At 67.3% G+C, this 14,966-nt stretch carries 16 protein-coding genes; 6 read left to right on the top strand and 10 right to left on the bottom strand.

Translation table 11 applies throughout. The annotated features are described in order from the left end of the window. The first annotated feature begins 233 nt into the window (after positions 1-233). Positions 234-1,451: an argininosuccinate synthase gene (locus GJV64_RS04380; protein ID WP_164156061.1), complete on the top strand. Its 1,218-nt coding sequence runs from the start codon at positions 234-236 to the stop codon at positions 1,449-1,451. Positions 1,452-1,509: 58 nt separating this feature from the next. Continuing rightward, positions 1,510-2,784 (top strand): hypothetical protein, encoded by a 1,275-nt coding sequence (locus GJV64_RS04375; RefSeq protein ID WP_164156060.1) that lies wholly within the window; start codon positions 1,510-1,512, stop codon positions 2,782-2,784. 6 nt (positions 2,785-2,790) lie between these two features. On the opposite strand, the gene GJV64_RS04370 is transcribed toward GJV64_RS04375, so the two are convergent. From GJV64_RS04370 to GJV64_RS04355, 4 genes are read right to left on the bottom strand one after another with little or no spacing between them, the layout of a single operon-like run. Beyond that, entirely contained in the window at positions 2,791-3,462 is a 672-nt protein-coding gene (locus GJV64_RS04370) for an SDR family NAD(P)-dependent oxidoreductase (protein WP_164156059.1), read from the bottom strand. 23 nt (positions 3,463-3,485) lie between these two features. Beyond that, entirely contained in the window at positions 3,486-4,133 is a 648-nt protein-coding gene (locus GJV64_RS04365; RefSeq protein ID WP_164156063.1) for a MarC family protein, read from the bottom strand. Between the two features lie 23 nt (positions 4,134-4,156). Next, positions 4,157-5,020: a bifunctional methylenetetrahydrofolate dehydrogenase/methenyltetrahydrofolate cyclohydrolase FolD gene (folD, locus tag GJV64_RS04360; protein ID WP_164156058.1), complete on the bottom strand. Its 864-nt coding sequence runs from the start codon at positions 5,018-5,020 to the stop codon at positions 4,157-4,159. Further along, on the bottom strand, positions 5,017-5,328 hold the full coding sequence (locus tag GJV64_RS04355) for a YggT family protein (RefSeq protein ID WP_164156057.1): 312 nt from the start codon (positions 5,326-5,328) through the stop codon (positions 5,017-5,019). Before GJV64_RS04355 ends, folD begins: the two co-directional genes overlap by 4 nt. Positions 5,329-5,427: 99 nt before the next feature. On the opposite strand from GJV64_RS04355, the gene GJV64_RS04350 reads away from it, so the two are divergent. Continuing rightward, positions 5,428-6,987: a long-chain-fatty-acid--CoA ligase gene (locus GJV64_RS04350; RefSeq protein WP_164156056.1), complete on the top strand. Its 1,560-nt coding sequence runs from the start codon at positions 5,428-5,430 to the stop codon at positions 6,985-6,987. Between the two features lie 60 nt (positions 6,988-7,047). On the opposite strand, the gene GJV64_RS04345 is transcribed toward GJV64_RS04350, so the two are convergent. Continuing rightward, the gene (locus tag GJV64_RS04345; RefSeq protein ID WP_164156055.1) at positions 7,048-7,389 is read right to left on the bottom strand and encodes a hypothetical protein; all 342 of its coding nucleotides are present in this window, start codon (positions 7,387-7,389) and stop codon (positions 7,048-7,050) included. A gap of 64 nt (positions 7,390-7,453) precedes the next feature. Beyond that, the gene (locus GJV64_RS04340; RefSeq protein ID WP_164156054.1) at positions 7,454-8,233 is read right to left on the bottom strand and encodes an SDR family oxidoreductase; all 780 of its coding nucleotides are present in this window, start codon (positions 8,231-8,233) and stop codon (positions 7,454-7,456) included. A gap of 50 nt (positions 8,234-8,283) precedes the next feature. Here GJV64_RS04340 and GJV64_RS04335 point away from each other — a divergent pair, with 50 nt between their 5' ends. From GJV64_RS04335 to GJV64_RS04325, 3 genes are read left to right on the top strand one after another with little or no spacing between them, the layout of a single operon-like run. Beyond that, on the top strand, positions 8,284-9,153 hold the full coding sequence (locus GJV64_RS04335) for a 3-hydroxybutyryl-CoA dehydrogenase (protein WP_164156053.1): 870 nt from the start codon (positions 8,284-8,286) through the stop codon (positions 9,151-9,153). A gap of 11 nt (positions 9,154-9,164) precedes the next feature. After that, the gene (argB, locus tag GJV64_RS04330) at positions 9,165-10,064 is read left to right on the top strand and encodes an acetylglutamate kinase (protein WP_164156052.1); all 900 of its coding nucleotides are present in this window, start codon (positions 9,165-9,167) and stop codon (positions 10,062-10,064) included. A 20-nt stretch (positions 10,065-10,084) separates the two neighbouring features. Further along, on the top strand, positions 10,085-10,465 hold the full coding sequence (locus GJV64_RS04325; protein WP_164156051.1) for a cupin domain-containing protein: 381 nt from the start codon (positions 10,085-10,087) through the stop codon (positions 10,463-10,465). Here the strand turns inward: GJV64_RS04325 and GJV64_RS04320 are convergent. The 4 genes from GJV64_RS04320 to GJV64_RS04305 all read right to left on the bottom strand — a co-directional run. Beyond that, positions 10,462-11,271: a sterol desaturase family protein gene (locus GJV64_RS04320; protein WP_164156050.1), complete on the bottom strand. Its 810-nt coding sequence runs from the start codon at positions 11,269-11,271 to the stop codon at positions 10,462-10,464. The genes GJV64_RS04325 and GJV64_RS04320 overlap by 4 nt on opposite strands. Positions 11,272-11,367: 96 nt before the next feature. Next, complete coding sequence (locus GJV64_RS04315) at positions 11,368-12,417, bottom strand: helix-turn-helix domain-containing protein (RefSeq protein WP_164156049.1); 1,050 nt, start codon at positions 12,415-12,417, stop codon at positions 11,368-11,370. 55 nt (positions 12,418-12,472) lie between these two features. Further along, positions 12,473-13,987: a TolC family outer membrane protein gene (locus GJV64_RS04310; RefSeq protein ID WP_235927593.1), complete on the bottom strand. Its 1,515-nt coding sequence runs from the start codon at positions 13,985-13,987 to the stop codon at positions 12,473-12,475. Positions 13,988-14,131: 144 nt separating this feature from the next. Next, positions 14,132-14,966 (bottom strand): cytochrome c (locus tag GJV64_RS04305; protein WP_164156048.1); only part of this gene is annotated, 835 nt, incomplete at its 5' end.

The following is a 14,966-nucleotide window of genomic DNA, read 5'->3' as shown; positions in this document are numbered from 1 at the left end:
CCTTGCCGCCATGGCGGTGGGCGCCTGGGGCGTGGGGCGCTTGGCCCGCTTGGCCCCGGTGCCGCCGTCGAAGCCCACGCCCACGGTGACTGCGCCGCCCATCGCCTGGAGCCCGGCCGCCGACGTCTTCTGATCGCCCGGTTTCCCCGACAATTTGCGCGCCAGCACGGTTGCAGGGGCTGCGCCGCCGCCCCAAAAGCCGTGCAGGCGAATCGCGCGAACAGGGGAATGACATGACGGCGGTGAAGAAGGTGGTGTTGGCCTATTCGGGCGGGCTCGACACCAGTGTGATCTTGAAGTGGCTGCAGACCGAATATGGCTGCGAGGTCGTCACCTTCACTGCCGATCTGGGCCAGGGCGAGGAACTGGAGCCGGCGCGCGCCAAGGCGTTGCTGCTCGGCATCAAGCCGGAAAACATCTTCATCGACGATCTGCGCGAGGAGTTCGTGCGGGACTTCGTCTTCCCGATGATGCGCGCCAACGCGCTCTATGAGGGGCTCTATCTGCTCGGCACCTCGATCGCGCGGCCGCTGATTGCCAAGCGCCAGATCGAGATCGCCAAGATGGTTGGCGCCGATGCCGTCTCCCATGGCGCCACCGGCAAGGGCAACGACCAGGTGCGTTTCGAGCTGGGCTATTATGCGCTGTCGCCCGATATCCGCATCATCGCGCCGTGGCGCGAATGGTCGCTGAACAGCCGCGAGGCGCTGATCGCCTTTGCCGAACAGCACCAGATCCCGGTTGCCAAGGACAAGCGCGGCGAAAGCCCGTTCTCCACTGACGCCAACCTCCTCCACACCTCCAGCGAGGGCAAGGTGCTGGAAGACCCGTGGGAGGAGGTGCCGGACTATGTCTACAGCCGCACTGACCACCCGGAAGCGGCGCCTGACACGCCGGAATATATCACCATCGATTTCGAACGCGGCGATGCGGTGGCGGTGAATGGCGAAGCGCTGAGCCCGGCGACGCTGCTGGCCAAGCTGAACGATCTGGGCAAGCGCCACGGCATCGGCCGGCTCGACCTGCTGGAAAACCGCTTCGTCGGCATGAAGTCGCGCGGCATGTACGAAACGCCGGGCGGCACCATCCTCCACATCGCGCACCGAGGCATCGAGCAGATCACGCTCGATCGCGGCGCCGCGCATCTGAAGGATGAGCTGATGCCGAAATATGCCGAGCTCATCTACAACGGCTTCTGGTTCGCGCCCGAGCGCGAGATGCTGCAGGCCGCCATCGATCACAGCCAGGAAAAGGTCACCGGCACGGTGCGGCTGAAGCTCTACAAGGGCAATGTCGGTGTGGTGGGCCGGAAGTCGCCGCACAGCCTCTATTCGGCCGGAATCGTCACCTTCGAGGATGACCGCGGCGCCTATGACCAACGCGATGCCGCCGGCTTCATCAGGCTGAACGCACTGCGTCTGCGGCTGCTGGGGCGGCGGGACGGCCGCTGACGTGGCGCCGGACCGGAGCCCGACGCCATTGGCGAGGCCCCGGTTTCCGGGCAGCACGGTGTTGACCACCCAGCGGCTGGTCGCCGGACTGCTGGCGGCGGCGGCCGTACTGCGCCTCGTTTGGCTGTTCCTGGTCGGCAAGCTCACGCAGACTGTCAGTGAAAGCGACAATATCGCCGTCGCGCTGGCCACCACGGGTCGCTTTGCGGATGCGTTCGGCGCCGGCACCGGGCCCACCGCCCACCTGGCGCCCACAACCCCGCTTCTGACGGCACTGGCCTACACGCTCTTCGGGGTCGGCTCGCCCCTCGCCATGCTGATCCTCTCGCTGATCGCGCTGGCGACGGTGCTGCTCAGTTTCTGGCTGGTGTTCCGCGTGTTCAGCCATGCGGGTGCGCCCACCACGGGCCTGCTGGCGGCGCTGGCGGCGGTATGCCTGCTGCCGCTGCAGTTCAGCGTCGAGATGCGCGACCTGCGCTCGTGGGAGGCCGGCCAGGCCGCCGTCGCCATCGCCGCGATGCTGCTGTGGCTGATGCGGCTTGACCAGCAGGACCGGATCGACACCGGCAGCCTGGTGCGGCTTGGCATCGCCAATGGCCTCATTGGCTTGATCAATCCGTCAGCCGGGCTGGCGAGCAGCGGCATGATTGGGGTCCTGCTGCTGCGCCGGATCCGCTGGACACGCTGGCCGGTGCCGGTTGGCGCCACGCTGCTGGTGCTGGCGCTGGTGCTGGTGCCGTGGGGCCTGCGCAACCAGCGCGAGCTCGGGTCCTTCGTGCTGTTGCGGACCGGGCTGGGGATCTCGCGCGCCGTTGCCTATCACGATGGCGTGCTGACCATGGATCGGGGCAGCGCCTACCGGAAGCGCTTTGACGAGATCAGCCCGCTGACCGGCGAGGGCGCCCGCGCGGAGTATATGCGGCTGGGCGAGGTGGCCTACAACCGCCGCCTTGCGGCCGAGGCGGCTGACTGGGTGGAGCGCCACCCCGATGCTGTACGCCGCCTGCGGCTCGAGAATCTGCGGGATTTCTATGCGCCGCCGCAATGGCATTTCGAACGCTGGGGGCGGGCCGGGCGCGGCGCGGCGGCACGCCCGATGTTCTTCGCGCTGACCTCGGCCATCGCGCTCGTCACGCTGCTGGTCATGCTGTGGCGGCGGCGCTGGCATTATTATTATATCGCGGCGGCCGTGCTGCTGCCGGTCCTGCCCTACATCATGACCTATTCGCTGCTGCGCTACCGCTATGTCATCTCGACGATGCTGATCTTCCTCGCCTGTGATGGGTTGGCGCGCGCGCTGGCATATTGGCGCGGCAGGCGCGCAGCGGCGTAGCCTGCATCACCAGGGCAGGGTCTTGCCCTCATAGTCGAGATAGAACTGCCCCGGCGTGCCGGCGGCCCTGGCCAACACGTCGGCCATGCCGCGGCAGCTGTCGGGGATCTCCACCGGCGCCTGCTGCCCGCCCATGTCCGTCTTCACCCAGCCGGGGTGAAGGTTGATGATGGTGCGTGTCGGGTGTTCGGCGGCAAAGCCGCGCGTCAGGCTGTTGAGCGCCGCCTTGGACGCGCTGTAGAGATCGCCAAAGGCATAGGTGCGAAGCGCCACGCTGCCCATGATCGAGGTCATGAAAGCGAGCACGCCGCCTGCCGCCACCAAGGGCTCAAGATGGCGGGCGGCGCGCACCGGGGCGAGCGCGTTGGTCCAGAACAGCCCGCTCCAGCTGTCGTTGCCGTGGACGTGATGCGGCATGTCGTGCACCGTGCCCTCCGGTCCCTTCACCCCGGCATTGATCAGAACAACGTCGAATCGGCGCGGCTCCAGCGTGGCGGCCAGTGCCGCCACCGCCTTGGTATCGCCCATGTCGAGCAGGTGCAGTTCGGCGCCGGTGGCCTCAAGCTCGGGCGCCGGTCCGCGCCGCGTTGCCACCACCTCGAAGCCGCGGCTCTGCCACTCCTTCACAAGGCCAAGGCCAAGCCCGCGCGACGCGCCGATGATGAGTGCAGATGGCATGTTCTTGTCTCCCCTGATTTGCCTCAGAGGTTGAACGATTGCCGGATGCCGTCAACCACGAACTGCGCCGCGAGCGCTGCCAGCACAACGCCGAGCAGGCGGGTGAGGGCGCCTTCGAACTTGGCGCCCATCAGTCGCATCAGCGGCCCGGCCGCCAGCAGCGACAGGAAGGTGAGCACCAGCACTGCGAGCAAGGCCGCCAGCACCACCGCCTCGCTGGCGATGTCCCCGCCGGTCCGCGCCGACAGCAGCATCACCGATGCGATGGAGCCCGGCCCGGCCAGCATCGGGATGGCCATCGGGAAGACCGAGATATCCTCTTCCTCCAGCGGCTTGCCGGCGGCGTCGGCGGCCGACTTTACTTCCTCGGCGCGGTTTTCGCGGCGCTGCGTGCGCTTTTCGAACACCATGTCGATGGCGATCAGGAACACCATGACGCCGCCGGCGATCTTGAAGGCCGGCAGCGTGATGCCCAGCGCCGACAGGAAGGCCTCGCCGCCCAGCGCAAAGGCGATCAGCACCGCCCCGGCGATCAGGCTTGACCTGACCGCCATCGTCACCCGGTGGCCAGCCGAGGTGCCGGCGGTGAGGCTGGAGAAGATCGGCACGCAGCCCGGCGGATCGATGACCACGAACAGCGTGACGAACGCGGAAATGAACAGCTGGACCAGCGGCCCGTCGAGAGCGATGCCCGTCATGTCCGTGCCGTCGCCGCCTTCAGCGTGTTGGCGAGCAGGCAGGCGATGGTCATCGGGCCGACCCCGCCCGGCACCGGCGTGATCCGGCCGGCGCGCTTCACCGCGCCATCGAAATCAACGTCGCCGACCAGCCGGGTCTTGCCATCGGGCAGCGCCACGCGGTTGATGCCGACATCGATCACGCAGGCCCCGGGCTTGATCCATTCGCCCTTCACCATGCCGGGAATGCCGACAGCGGCGACCACGATGTCGGCGCGCGCCACGTGGGCAGCCAGATCGCGGGTGCGGCTGTGGGCCACCGTCACCGTGGCGCTGCGGTTGAGCAGCAGGGCGGCCATCGGCTTGCCCACCAGGATGGAGCGGCCGATCACCAGCGCCTCGGCGCCGGCGATGGTGCCGATTGCCTCCTCGATCAGCATCAGGCAGCCCGATGGGGTGCAGGGCACCAGCCCCTTGCGGCCGCTCACCAGCAGCCCGGTGTTGACCGGGTGCAGGCCGTCGACATCCTTGGCCGGGTCGATCGCGGCGATCACCCGGTCGCTGTCGATATGCCGGGGCAGCGGCATCTGGACCAGAATGCCATCGACAGCCGGATCGGCATTGAGCGCGGCGATGAGCGCCAGCAGTTCCGCCTCCGGCGTGGCGGCGGGGAGGCGATATTCGCCGGAGATCATGCCGGCTTCCCGCGTGGCCTTGCCCTTGGAACCGACATAGACGGCGCTGGCCGGATCATCGCCGACCAGCACGACGGTGAGGCCGGGTGCGCGACCGTGCGCCGCCACGAACGCTTCCACCCCGGCCGCCACGTCTCTGCGCAAGGCGGCGGCGCGGGCCTTGCCGTCGATGAGGACCGCGCTCATCCCAGCAGCAGGCCCGAATCCATCACCAGCGCCGGCACCAGTTGCTGCAGGCCGGCGAGCAGCAGCCACAGCACCAGCGGCGACAGGTCGATGCCGCCGAAATCCGGCAGGAAGCGGCGGATCGGCGCCACCATCGGCGCATAGATGCGATCAAGCGCATCGAGAATGGCGCTGACGAAGCGGTTGCGGGTGTTGACCACGTTGAACGCCACCAGCCAGCTGGCGATCGCCCACGCCACCAGACCCCAGATCAGCACCTGGGTGATCATGATGAAGATGTTGACGAGCGCGAGGGTGGTATTGGCCATGGGCGGAAGGCCTTACAGATTGGCCCGGCCGCCTGCAATGGAGAGTGGCAAAATGGGCTGACGCGCGGCAGTATCGCGACCGGGGAAGAGGGGAACGCCATGTTCGAGACGCTGGCCGATATCGTGCCACATTTTGCGGCGACGAGGCCCGGCAGGACCGCCGTGCGCGCCGATGGGGCCAGCTGGAGCTTTGCCGATCTGCACGACCGCGAACGGCGGGCGGTGACGGCGCTGAAGGCGCTGGGCGTCAGGAAGGGTGACCGGGTTGGCTGGCTGGCGCTCAATCACATCGAATATGTCACGCTGATGTGCGCCTGTTTTCGCATGGGCGTGGTGATGGTGGCGATCAACGCCCGGCTGGTGGCGCGCGAGATCGCCTATGTGCTGGGCGATGCCGGCATCAATGTGCTGGTTTCGGAAACTGCCTTCCTGCCGCTGGTGACCGAGGCGCAGGCCACAACCGGGCTGGCCAGCGTGCTGCTGCTCGATGCGCCGCATGATGGGCGCCCCGCCTTTGCGGATTTCGTCATGGGCCACGCGCCCGACGATGTGCCCATCGCTGCCGGCCCCGACGATATCGCCATTCAGATGTACACCAGCGGCACCACCGGCTTTCCCAAGGGTGCGCTGCTGTCGCATCGCCAGCTGCTGTCCGCGCTCGCCAAGCCGGACCGGTTGGAAGGCACGGCCCTGGCGCCGTGGCAGGATGACGATGTCTCGCTGGTGGCCATGCCGGTGTTTCATGTCAGTGGTTCGCTGTGGCTGCTGATGGGCATGGCGCGCGGCGCCCCTTCGGTGATCCTGCCGCGCCCTGACATTGCCACCATTGTGACCGCCATTGCCCAGCAGCGCATCACGCGCCTGGTGCTGGTGCCGGCAGTGATGCTGGCCATCTGCCAGTATCTGGAAACCGCTCCAGCTGATCTGAGCAGTGTCAGGGAACTCTATTATGGGGCTTCGCCGATTCCGCTGGATGTGCTGCGCCGGTCGATCGTGGCCTTCCCGCGCGCGCTGTTCGTGCAGGTCTATGGCGCCACCGAGACATCGGCCAGTGTCACCTGGCTGCCGCCCGAAGACCATGATCCGGCCGGAAACGACCGCATGCGCAGCTGTGGCAAGCCCTATCCTGGCGACCGCATCCGCATCGTCGATGACCATGGCAATGATCTGCCTCCCGGCGCGGTCGGGGAGATCTTGATCAGTTCGCCCGGCAACATGACCGGCTATCACAACAAGCCGGAGGCCACTGCCAAGGCCCTGATCGACGGCTGGTATCACAGCGGGGACGCCGGCTATCTGGATGCAGACGGCTATCTCTACATCCACGACCGGGTGAAGGACATGATCGTGTCGGGGGCTGAGAACATCTACCCGGCCGAGGTGGAGAACGCCCTGCACGAGCATCCGGCCGTGGCCGATTGCGCGGTGATCGGCGTGCCCGACGACAAGTGGGGCGAAGCGGTCAAGGCCATCGTGGTGAAGAAGGCCGAGGTGACGCCCGAGGAACTCATCGCCTTCGCCCGCGCGCGCATCGCTGGCTACAAGGTGCCCAAATCAGTGGACTTCATCGACGTGCTGCCGCGCAACCCCAGCGGCAAGATCCTGAAGAAGGACCTGCGCGAGCCGTGGTGGGCCGGGCGCGAGCGCAAGGTGAACTGACGCAGCTAGGGGCAGCCTGGCCGGCTGGCCGGGCTGCCCCTGCTCGTCAGTGCGGCGCCGTCAGTTCGGCTTCTGCATGTCCTTGCCGGCTTCTTCCAGCGCTTCGCCGGTGTTCTGCTTGGCGTCACTGGCGGCAACGGCGGCCTTGTCGCCGGCCTCGTCGATGGCAGCGCCGGCCTTGTCGCCAGCGGTTTCGATTGCATCGCCAGCCTTCTCGGTGTTGGCAGCGGTGTCGGCGGCGGCGGAATTGGCGGCTTCGCTGGTTTCTTCCTTGGTGGCCTGTGAACAGGCAGCAAGAGCAAGTGATGCAGCGCCGAGAATCAAGATACGGTTGAATATGTTCATGAGCTTATCCTCTTGAGGCCAAAACCGGCCATGTCGGGCATTGCTCTCTGAAAGCATTCCAACGCCCTGCTTGTAGCATGGTTTCGGCACTATACCCCATCAATTCGGTAGGACTGGCCCATTATTCTGGTGAGGCTGCCGATCCCGCCAATATGCCGCCATCGATATGAAATTCGCTGCCGGTCACATAGGCACTTTCATCGCTGGCCAGATAGGCCGCCATGGCTGCGACTTCGTCGGCCGTGCCAAAGCGCCTCAAGGGCGTGTCGGCCACGAAGGCCTTGATCGCGGCGTCCCGCTCCTCTGGCGTGGTGCCCAGCATCGGTTCCCACATCGGCGACATGATCGCAGCCGGGTGGATGGAGTTGCAGCGGATGGCGAGGCCCTGCTGCGCGCACCACAGCGCCACGGATTTCGTGTGATTGCGCACCGCCGCCTTGGAACTGGCATAGGCCGCCGCCGCCGGGATGCCGACAATACCGGAGCGCGACGAGATGTTGATGATGCTGCCCTTCGCTCTTGCCCGCATCGCCCGGATCGCGGCGCGGCAGCCGAGGAACGTGCCATCGAGGTTGACCGCGTGGACGGCGCGCCAGTCGGCCAGGCTGGCGTGTTCGGGATCATGCGGCACGGGCGCACCCTCGAATCCGGTGATGCCGGCGTTGTTGACGAGGATGTCGAGCGCGCCGACTTGCGCCATCACCTTGTCCCACGCTGCCTCGTCGGCGACGTCTAGAGCCACGAAGCGGCCGCCGATGCTCAGCGCCACGGCTTCGCCATCGGGGTTGATGTCGGTCACCCACACACGGGCGCCTTCCGCGGCAAAACGGCGGGCGATGGCCTCACCGATGCCGCGGGCCGCGCCGGTGACGAGTGCGGTCTTGCCTTCCAGTCGCTGCATGGGCCTGCTATCGCGCTGCCGGTTCTGAAGTTCAAGGCTGGGGAAGCGCAATGCAGACCATCGGGGTGATCGGTGCAGGCCTGATGGGCAATGGCATCGCGCACGTGGCCGCACAGGCCGGTTATGACGTGGTCCTGTCGGACGTGGCGATGGAGCGCTGCGAGGCGGCCCGCGCCACCATTGCGAAGAACCTGGCCCGCCAGGTGGGCAAGGCCGTCCTGACCCAGGATGCAGCCGATGCCGCGCTGGCCCGCATCAGTCTGACGACCATGGCCGCCGATTTTGCCAGTGCCGACCTGGTGATCGAAGCCGCCACCGAGAACGAGGCGGTGAAGATCCAGATCTTCCAGGGCATGGCCACGCTGCTGAAGCCCGAGGCGCTGCTGGCCAGCAACACCAGCTCCATCTCCATCACCCGCCTTGCCGCCGCCACCGGGCGCGCGGATCGTTTCTGCGGACTGCACTTCTTCAATCCCGTGCCCCTCATGGCATTGGTGGAGATCATCCCCGGCCTCGCCACGTCACCGCAAACCACCGCCGCCATGCAGGGCTTTGCCGCACGGCTGGGCAAGACGGCGATCCTCGCCGGGGACGCGCCGGCCTTCATCGTCAACCGCGTGCTGTGCCCGATGCTGAACGAGGCGATCTTCGCGCTAGGCGACGGGGTGGGCAGCGTCACCGACATCGACACCGGGTTGAAGCTGGGCGCCAACCACCCAATGGGGCCGCTGACGCTTGCCGATTTCGTCGGTCTCGACACGCTGCTCAGCATCATGCGCGTGATGCAGGAGGGCACAGGCGATCCCAAATATCGCCCGGCGCCGCTGCTGGTGAAGTATGTCGAGGCCGGCTGGCTGGGCCGCAAGTCGGGCCGCGGATTTTATGACTACACCGGCGCCGAGCCGGTCCCGACCCGGTGAAGGTTGAAGACATGAGCGCGCACGCCCCGCATCCCGACAGCCTGGCCAAGACGGAGACGCTGATCGAGGCGCTGCCCTATCTGCAGCGCTATGCCGGCAAGACCTTCGTGGTCAAATATGGCGGCCACGCCATGGGCGATGCCGAACGCGCCCGCGATTTTGCCGAGGATGTCGTGCTGTTGAAGGCGGTGGGCATCAACCCGGTGGTCGTCCACGGTGGCGGCCCGCAGATCGGCAGCCTGCTGAAGCGGCTGGGGATCGAGAGCCGCTTTGTCGATGGCCTGCGTGTCACCGATGCCGCCACGGCAGAAGTCGCCGAGATGGTACTCGCCGGCAGCATCAACAAGGAAATCGTCGCCCATATCGCCCAGGCCGGCGGCCGCGCGGTGGGCATCAGCGGCAAGGATGCCGGGCTGGTCACGGCGGCCAAGGTCGAGCGCACGACGAAGGACCCGGGCAGCCTGATCGAGGAGGTGGTGGACCTCGGTTTCGTGGGGGAGCCGGCGCATGTTGACCGCAGCATCATCGACACGCTGGTGGCGGCCGGCATCGTGCCGGTGATCGCGCCGGTGGCGGTTGGGGCCGATGGCCACACCTACAACATCAATGCCGACACGATGGCCGGCGCCATCGCCGGCGCGCTGGGCGCCGCCCGCCTGTTCCTGCTGACCGATGTTGCCGGCGTGCTCGACAAGGGCGGCACGCTGATGACAGACCTGACGCCGGCCGCCATTTCGGGCCTGGTGGCCGATGGTACCATCACCGGCGGCATGATCCCCAAGCTGGAAACCTGCGTGGCCGCCGTGAACGCCGGCGTGGATGCGGCGGTGATCATGGATGGCCGGATTCCGCACGCCCTGCTATTGGAGATCTTCACGCGCAAGGGCGCCGGCACCTTGGTCCGCGCCTGACATTCGAGGGAGACGACGCCATGCGGATCCTGCTGTCTGGCATTGCCCTGATGGCTGCGGGCGCGGCTGCCCAGAGCCCGCCGCCACCGCCGCTGTTCGAGAAGCCGCTGGCCGACCTGCCGGGCAAGGAGATCGCGCTGGTCGAAGTGGTGCTGCCACCCGGCGGCGCCAGCCCGGCGCACCGCCATAACGCGCACGTCGTCGTCTATGTGCTGGAAGGCAGCATCGTGATGCAGGTGGCGGGCAAGCCGGAACAGACGCTGGGCGTGGGCCAGACCTTCTCGGAAGACCCGGGCGACGTCCACACGGTTGGCCGCAATGCCAGCACCACGCGGCCGGCGCGCTTCCTGGCCTTCTTCGTGAAGGACCGCGCCGCGCCGCGCACCATCCCGGCGCCCTAGGCCGCGATCGCTTCGCGCCTCGCTGGCGGCCGGCTGGTCACCTCGCGGAAGATCTCGCGATAGCGCGGGTGCTCGGTGCCCATCAGCCGGTCCCACACCGTGAAATACAGGCCGAAATTGTGGTTGAAGCTGCCGTTGTGATGCAGATCATGATGGGTGGTGGTGGCAAACAGCCCCCAGAACCAGTGATCGGCAAAGCCCTTCGGCATCAGCTCCACGCCGCTGTGGCCCATCACGTTGCGGATGATCATGATGCCCAGGAAGATGAACATGGGCGTGAAGGGCGTTGGCACGATCGTCACCCACAACGACACGAACAGGGCTTCGAACATCGCTTCCAGGGCGTTGAAGCTGTAGGCGGCGAAGGGTGTTGGCGTCACCGACTTGTGGTGCAGGGCGTGACAGTGGCGGAACAGCCGGCGGTGGTGGAGCGTACGGTGCATCCAGTAGAACCATGTGTCATGCGCAACCAGCAGCACACCAACCCAGGCCAAGGTTCCGGCAATTGACGGCTCGCCTTCGTGAAAGCCGCCGCCAAAGCCATTGGCCCTGAGCCACAGCGCCGGCGTGGCCACCAGCGCGTAGATGATCACGCTGCGCAATGATGCCAGCAGCTCGCGCTGGCGATCGGCCATGGCAGCACTGCGGCTCTGGAGGCGGCGCACCCGCCACGGTGATCGCAGCACCAGCGCGACGATCGCGGTCATCAGCAGTGTTGCCACCACATAGCGCCCGCCATCGAACAGGAAGACGTCGGGAAATACACGGAGGGCGGCATCGAGGAGGGAAAGCGGTTGAGCAGTCATGGCGTCTTCCTTTCGGTTGAGCCCTGCTGATCGACGTTCGTGGCAGCGTTGGCGCGGCGTGTTTCAGATTTCGACTGGTCGAACTTGCAGATTCGATCAGTCAGCCCGTTGGCGGCTCCGATATTCGCTTGGTGTGCAGCCAGTTTCGGCGCGAAACGCCCGGTTGAAGGGGGCCAGGCTGCCGAATCCGGCATCGAGCGCAATGGTCAGGATCGGCACGTCGCGCTGGTCCGGGTCGGCCAGTGCCGCCTTGGTCTCGGCGATGCGGAACTCGTTCAGCCAGGCGTTGAAGTTGCGCGCGCCAAGCCCCTGGTTGATGGCACGGCGCAGGCGATACTCCGGCACCCCCAATCGGGCGGCCACGGCGGTGATGGTCAATCCGTCCTGCCGGTACAGACGCTCCTGGCGCATCAGGGCCGACAGCCGGGCCAGCAGTTGCGAATTGTCGACTTCGGGTGCAACTGCTGCGCCCTTTGCCGGCTTGGCGGGCGGGATCAGCAGGCTGGCATCGCGCCAGCCGAACAGCGTGGAGGCCACGGTCACGGTGAGCAGCAGCAGCGTGGCGGAATTGATCAGCCGCCACGCGCCCGGCGGTGGCCAGCCTGGTGCCGCCAGTTCGGCGGCCACCACCACCATGATGGCAAGCCCGATCGCGACGGCCAGCATCAGGCGCGCCCGCCGGCGCAGCTCCACCAGATCATCGTCGCGACCGCGCAGGGCAACGATGACGCCGAGGGCACAGAACAGCAGGCTGGGCAGCGGCCAGAACAGGGCCATCAACGGCCGCGGCCATTGGCCGGGAAAGCCCAGGTAGCTGCTGATGGCGCCAGCACCGACCAGCCCGACCACGGCCAGCGTGTGGACCGGGCGCAGCTCGAACCCGTCGTCAAACCAGCTCGCGGCAAACAGCCAGAACAGCGCCGGACAGGCCATCCCGGCGAGGTGCAGCGGCACCCGCCACCATGCCGCCAGTGCAGAAACGGGCATTGCCGGCAGGAAGAGGTAACCCAGCGCCGCCGCGCACAACAGCGTGCCGAGCCGTGCGGTCAGCGAGGCGCGCCAGCCCCTTGCGAAATTGCACGCCAGCAGCGCCAGCAGCACCATGGTGCCCCCGCGCAGCACGCCGTCCCAGAAATCGATCCCCATTCCGGCACGTTATCAGGCGCCATCCGGCCCGTCACCTTGCCGGCCCCTCCGCCTGCTACTGCGGTGCGGTGACCGCCGTGTCCTGATCGGCAATCGCGGTGGCGGCGTTCTGGGCCGGGGTGTTCACCGTGCGGGTGGAGCGCACCGCCGGCGTGTCGCGGCCAGACCAGTCGAAATAGCTGCCCCGCGCCTTCTTGTAGTTGGCCTTGGGGTCATAGAGCGTCAGCCCCTGCAGATCGAGATCGCGCGCCTCGGCGCTGCCCATTGCGGCCAGCAGCGTGAAGCCGGCGACATAGGCGTTGCGCCGTGCCGTGGCCAGCGCCACGCGGCTGTTGATCAGCTCCTGCTCGGCGTTCAGCACTTCGATGATGGTGCGGTTGCCGACGCTGTTCTCGGCCCGCACGCCTTCGAGGGAAAGGCTGTTGGCAGCGATCGCGGCTTCGGCGGAGGTGATCACGTCGAGGCTGGCCTTCCAGCTGGCGTAGGCGGCACGCACCTGCTGGATGACGCTGCGTTCGGTGGCGATCTGGTTTTCCATCGCGGCGGTCAGCCGTGCCTGGTTCTGACGGATCTGCGCCGCAGGACGGCCGCCCTGATAGAGCGGCAGCGTCACCTGCGCGCCGATCACGGCGGATTCCTGGGCAGCCGGGATGTTGATCGGCACCGCCGCGCGGGCGCCGCCAAAGTTGTCGTTGCGATTGAAACTGCCGAAGGCGCTGAGCGTCGGCAGGCGGCCGGCGCGGGCGGCCTTCACGTCATAGCCGGCGGCCTCGCTGGTCTTGGTGGCGGCGGCGATGTCGGGGTTTTCCTTGATGGCGATCTCCGCCGCCTGCTCCACAGACTCCGGCAGGTTGGGCAGTGGCGGCGGCTGGCTGAGATCGGCCGGCGGCTCGCCGACCTGCTGGATATAGCGTTCCTTAGACGCGATCAGGTTGGCTTCGGCGTTCCGCAAATCGGCGCGGGCCTGGGACAGCCGCGCTTCGGATTGGGCGACGTCGGTGCGGGTGAGATCGCCAACCTCGAAACGGTCCTGCGTGGCGCGCAGATTGACTTCGAGGTTGCTCACGTTGGCGCGGTTGAAGGCGACGATCTGGGTGTCGCGCAGCACGTCGTTGTAGGCAGCGACAACCTGGCTGAAGACGCTGGCCTCGGTGGCGCGCAGCGTCTCCTCGCCGGCCGCAACGCGGGCATCGGCAGCCTTGACGCCGTTCTTCACCAGCCCGCCCTGGTAGATGGGAACGTTCAACTGGCCCTGCGTCTGCAGGGTGCGCGGGATGATGACGAACTGGCCGCCGGGGATCAGCACATTCTCGTTGAACGTGGAGTTGATCTGGACATTGGGCAGGCCAGCGGCGCGCTGGATCGGCACATTCTCGTCGGTCGCCATCTGGTTGGCGCGCGCGGCGTTCAGCGTCGGGTTGGTCTGATAGGCCTTGGCGAGCGCGCTCTGCAGCGTTTCGGCGGTGGAGGGGGCGGCGACCAGCACGGCCAGCAGCGCGGCCGAGCGGCGCAACCGGGCGCGCACGCCGCCGGCCGACCCGAAGCCGGCCTCAAGCCCAAGCATCTGCATCAACTTCTTCCTTCGTTGCGCCTGCACAGGGCAGGACAGCGCCCTCTTGGTGGTGCCATATAGAGACAAGACAGGTCGCGGCCAAGGGGCGGGACGCGCAAATTTGAGCCATAACCAAATTGTCGCTGACCGCCCTGACAATGCTCATCTTACCGCCGGCACCGCCTTCAGATAGGCGCCGATGGCGGCGCGGTCGGCATCGGACAGCTCGGCCATGTTGGCCTGCACCTCCACCATGGTGCCGCCAACACTGTCATAATCGGGCGTGAAGCCGGTCTTGAGATAGTCGGCGATCTCGCCGGCATTCCACGTGAGTTTGCCCGGCGTGATATTGGGGACCTTGCCCTTGCCTTCCGCGTCGATGGCGCCGGCCAGCCAGCGCGCCCGGTCTGGCCCGCCCAGCGACCCACGCGGCGTGTGGCACTCGCCGCAGTGGCCGGGGCCCTCCACGAGATATTGGCCTTCACGCACCATCGCCGGGGCATTGGCCGGCAACGCCACCACTGGCGTGGGGTCCAGATACAGCCATTTCCACAGGCCGATGCCGCGCCGGATGCTGAATGGGAAGGGGACAGTGCCGGGCGGCGGATTGCCAGCCACGGCGGGCAGGCTGTTCAGAAAGGCGAACAGGTCAGCCACGTCGCTCCCACGCATCCGCGCATAGCTGGTGTAGGGGAAGGCCGGGTAATAATGGCGGCCATCGGGCGCCACGCCGCGGCGCATTGCATTGTCGAACTCGGCCAGGCTCCAGCCGCCGATGCCGGCCGGGCCCGGCGAGATGTTGGGCGGCTGGAAGCTTCCGAACGGCGTGACCAGCAGCGCGCCGCCGCCCAGCTTAAGCCGGTCGGCGCCCTTGGCCCCCTTTGCGGCATGGCAGGAGGCGCAGCCGCCGGCATGGAAGAGGCGCGCGCCCCGCGCCGGATCGCCCGGCCCCTGCGCCACCTCTGTCGCGTCCAGCCGCTGCGGCGCGGTTGCGAGC

The sequence above is a fragment of the Sandarakinorhabdus rubra genome (assembly GCF_010994245.1).
Taxonomy (GTDB): domain Bacteria; phylum Pseudomonadota; class Alphaproteobacteria; order Sphingomonadales; family Sphingomonadaceae; genus Sandarakinorhabdus; species Sandarakinorhabdus rubra.
The sequence above is the reverse complement of the archived record's forward strand: the minus strand, read 5'-3'. Positions and strand labels throughout refer to the sequence as shown.

What these genes read in the sequence shown, in the direction of transcription:
- GJV64_RS04380 (WP_164156061.1), top strand. Translation starts at nt 234, where the DNA reads ATGACGGCGGTGAAGAAGGTGGTGTTGGCCTATTCGGGCGGGCTCGAC.
- GJV64_RS04370 (WP_164156059.1), bottom strand. Translation starts at nt 3,462, where the DNA reads ATGCCATCTGCACTCATCATCGGCGCGTCGCGCGGGCTTGGCCTTGGC.
- folD (WP_164156058.1), bottom strand. Translation starts at nt 5,020, where the DNA reads ATGAGCGCGGTCCTCATCGACGGCAAGGCCCGCGCCGCCGCCTTGCGC.
- GJV64_RS04355 (WP_164156057.1), bottom strand. Translation starts at nt 5,328, where the DNA reads ATGGCCAATACCACCCTCGCGCTCGTCAACATCTTCATCATGATCACC.
- GJV64_RS04350 (WP_164156056.1), top strand. Translation starts at nt 5,428, where the DNA reads ATGTTCGAGACGCTGGCCGATATCGTGCCACATTTTGCGGCGACGAGG.
- GJV64_RS04345 (WP_164156055.1), bottom strand. Translation starts at nt 7,389, where the DNA reads ATGCTTTCAGAGAGCAATGCCCGACATGGCCGGTTTTGGCCTCAAGAG.
- GJV64_RS04340 (WP_164156054.1), bottom strand. Translation starts at nt 8,233, where the DNA reads ATGCAGCGACTGGAAGGCAAGACCGCACTCGTCACCGGCGCGGCCCGC.
- GJV64_RS04335 (WP_164156053.1), top strand. Translation starts at nt 8,284, where the DNA reads ATGCAGACCATCGGGGTGATCGGTGCAGGCCTGATGGGCAATGGCATC.
- argB (WP_164156052.1), top strand. Translation starts at nt 9,165, where the DNA reads ATGAGCGCGCACGCCCCGCATCCCGACAGCCTGGCCAAGACGGAGACG.
- GJV64_RS04325 (WP_164156051.1), top strand. Translation starts at nt 10,085, where the DNA reads ATGCGGATCCTGCTGTCTGGCATTGCCCTGATGGCTGCGGGCGCGGCT.
- GJV64_RS04320 (WP_164156050.1), bottom strand. Translation starts at nt 11,271, where the DNA reads ATGACTGCTCAACCGCTTTCCCTCCTCGATGCCGCCCTCCGTGTATTT.
- GJV64_RS04315 (WP_164156049.1), bottom strand. Translation starts at nt 12,417, where the DNA reads ATGGGGATCGATTTCTGGGACGGCGTGCTGCGCGGGGGCACCATGGTG.
- GJV64_RS04310 (WP_235927593.1), bottom strand. Translation starts at nt 13,987, where the DNA reads ATGCAGATGCTTGGGCTTGAGGCCGGCTTCGGGTCGGCCGGCGGCGTG.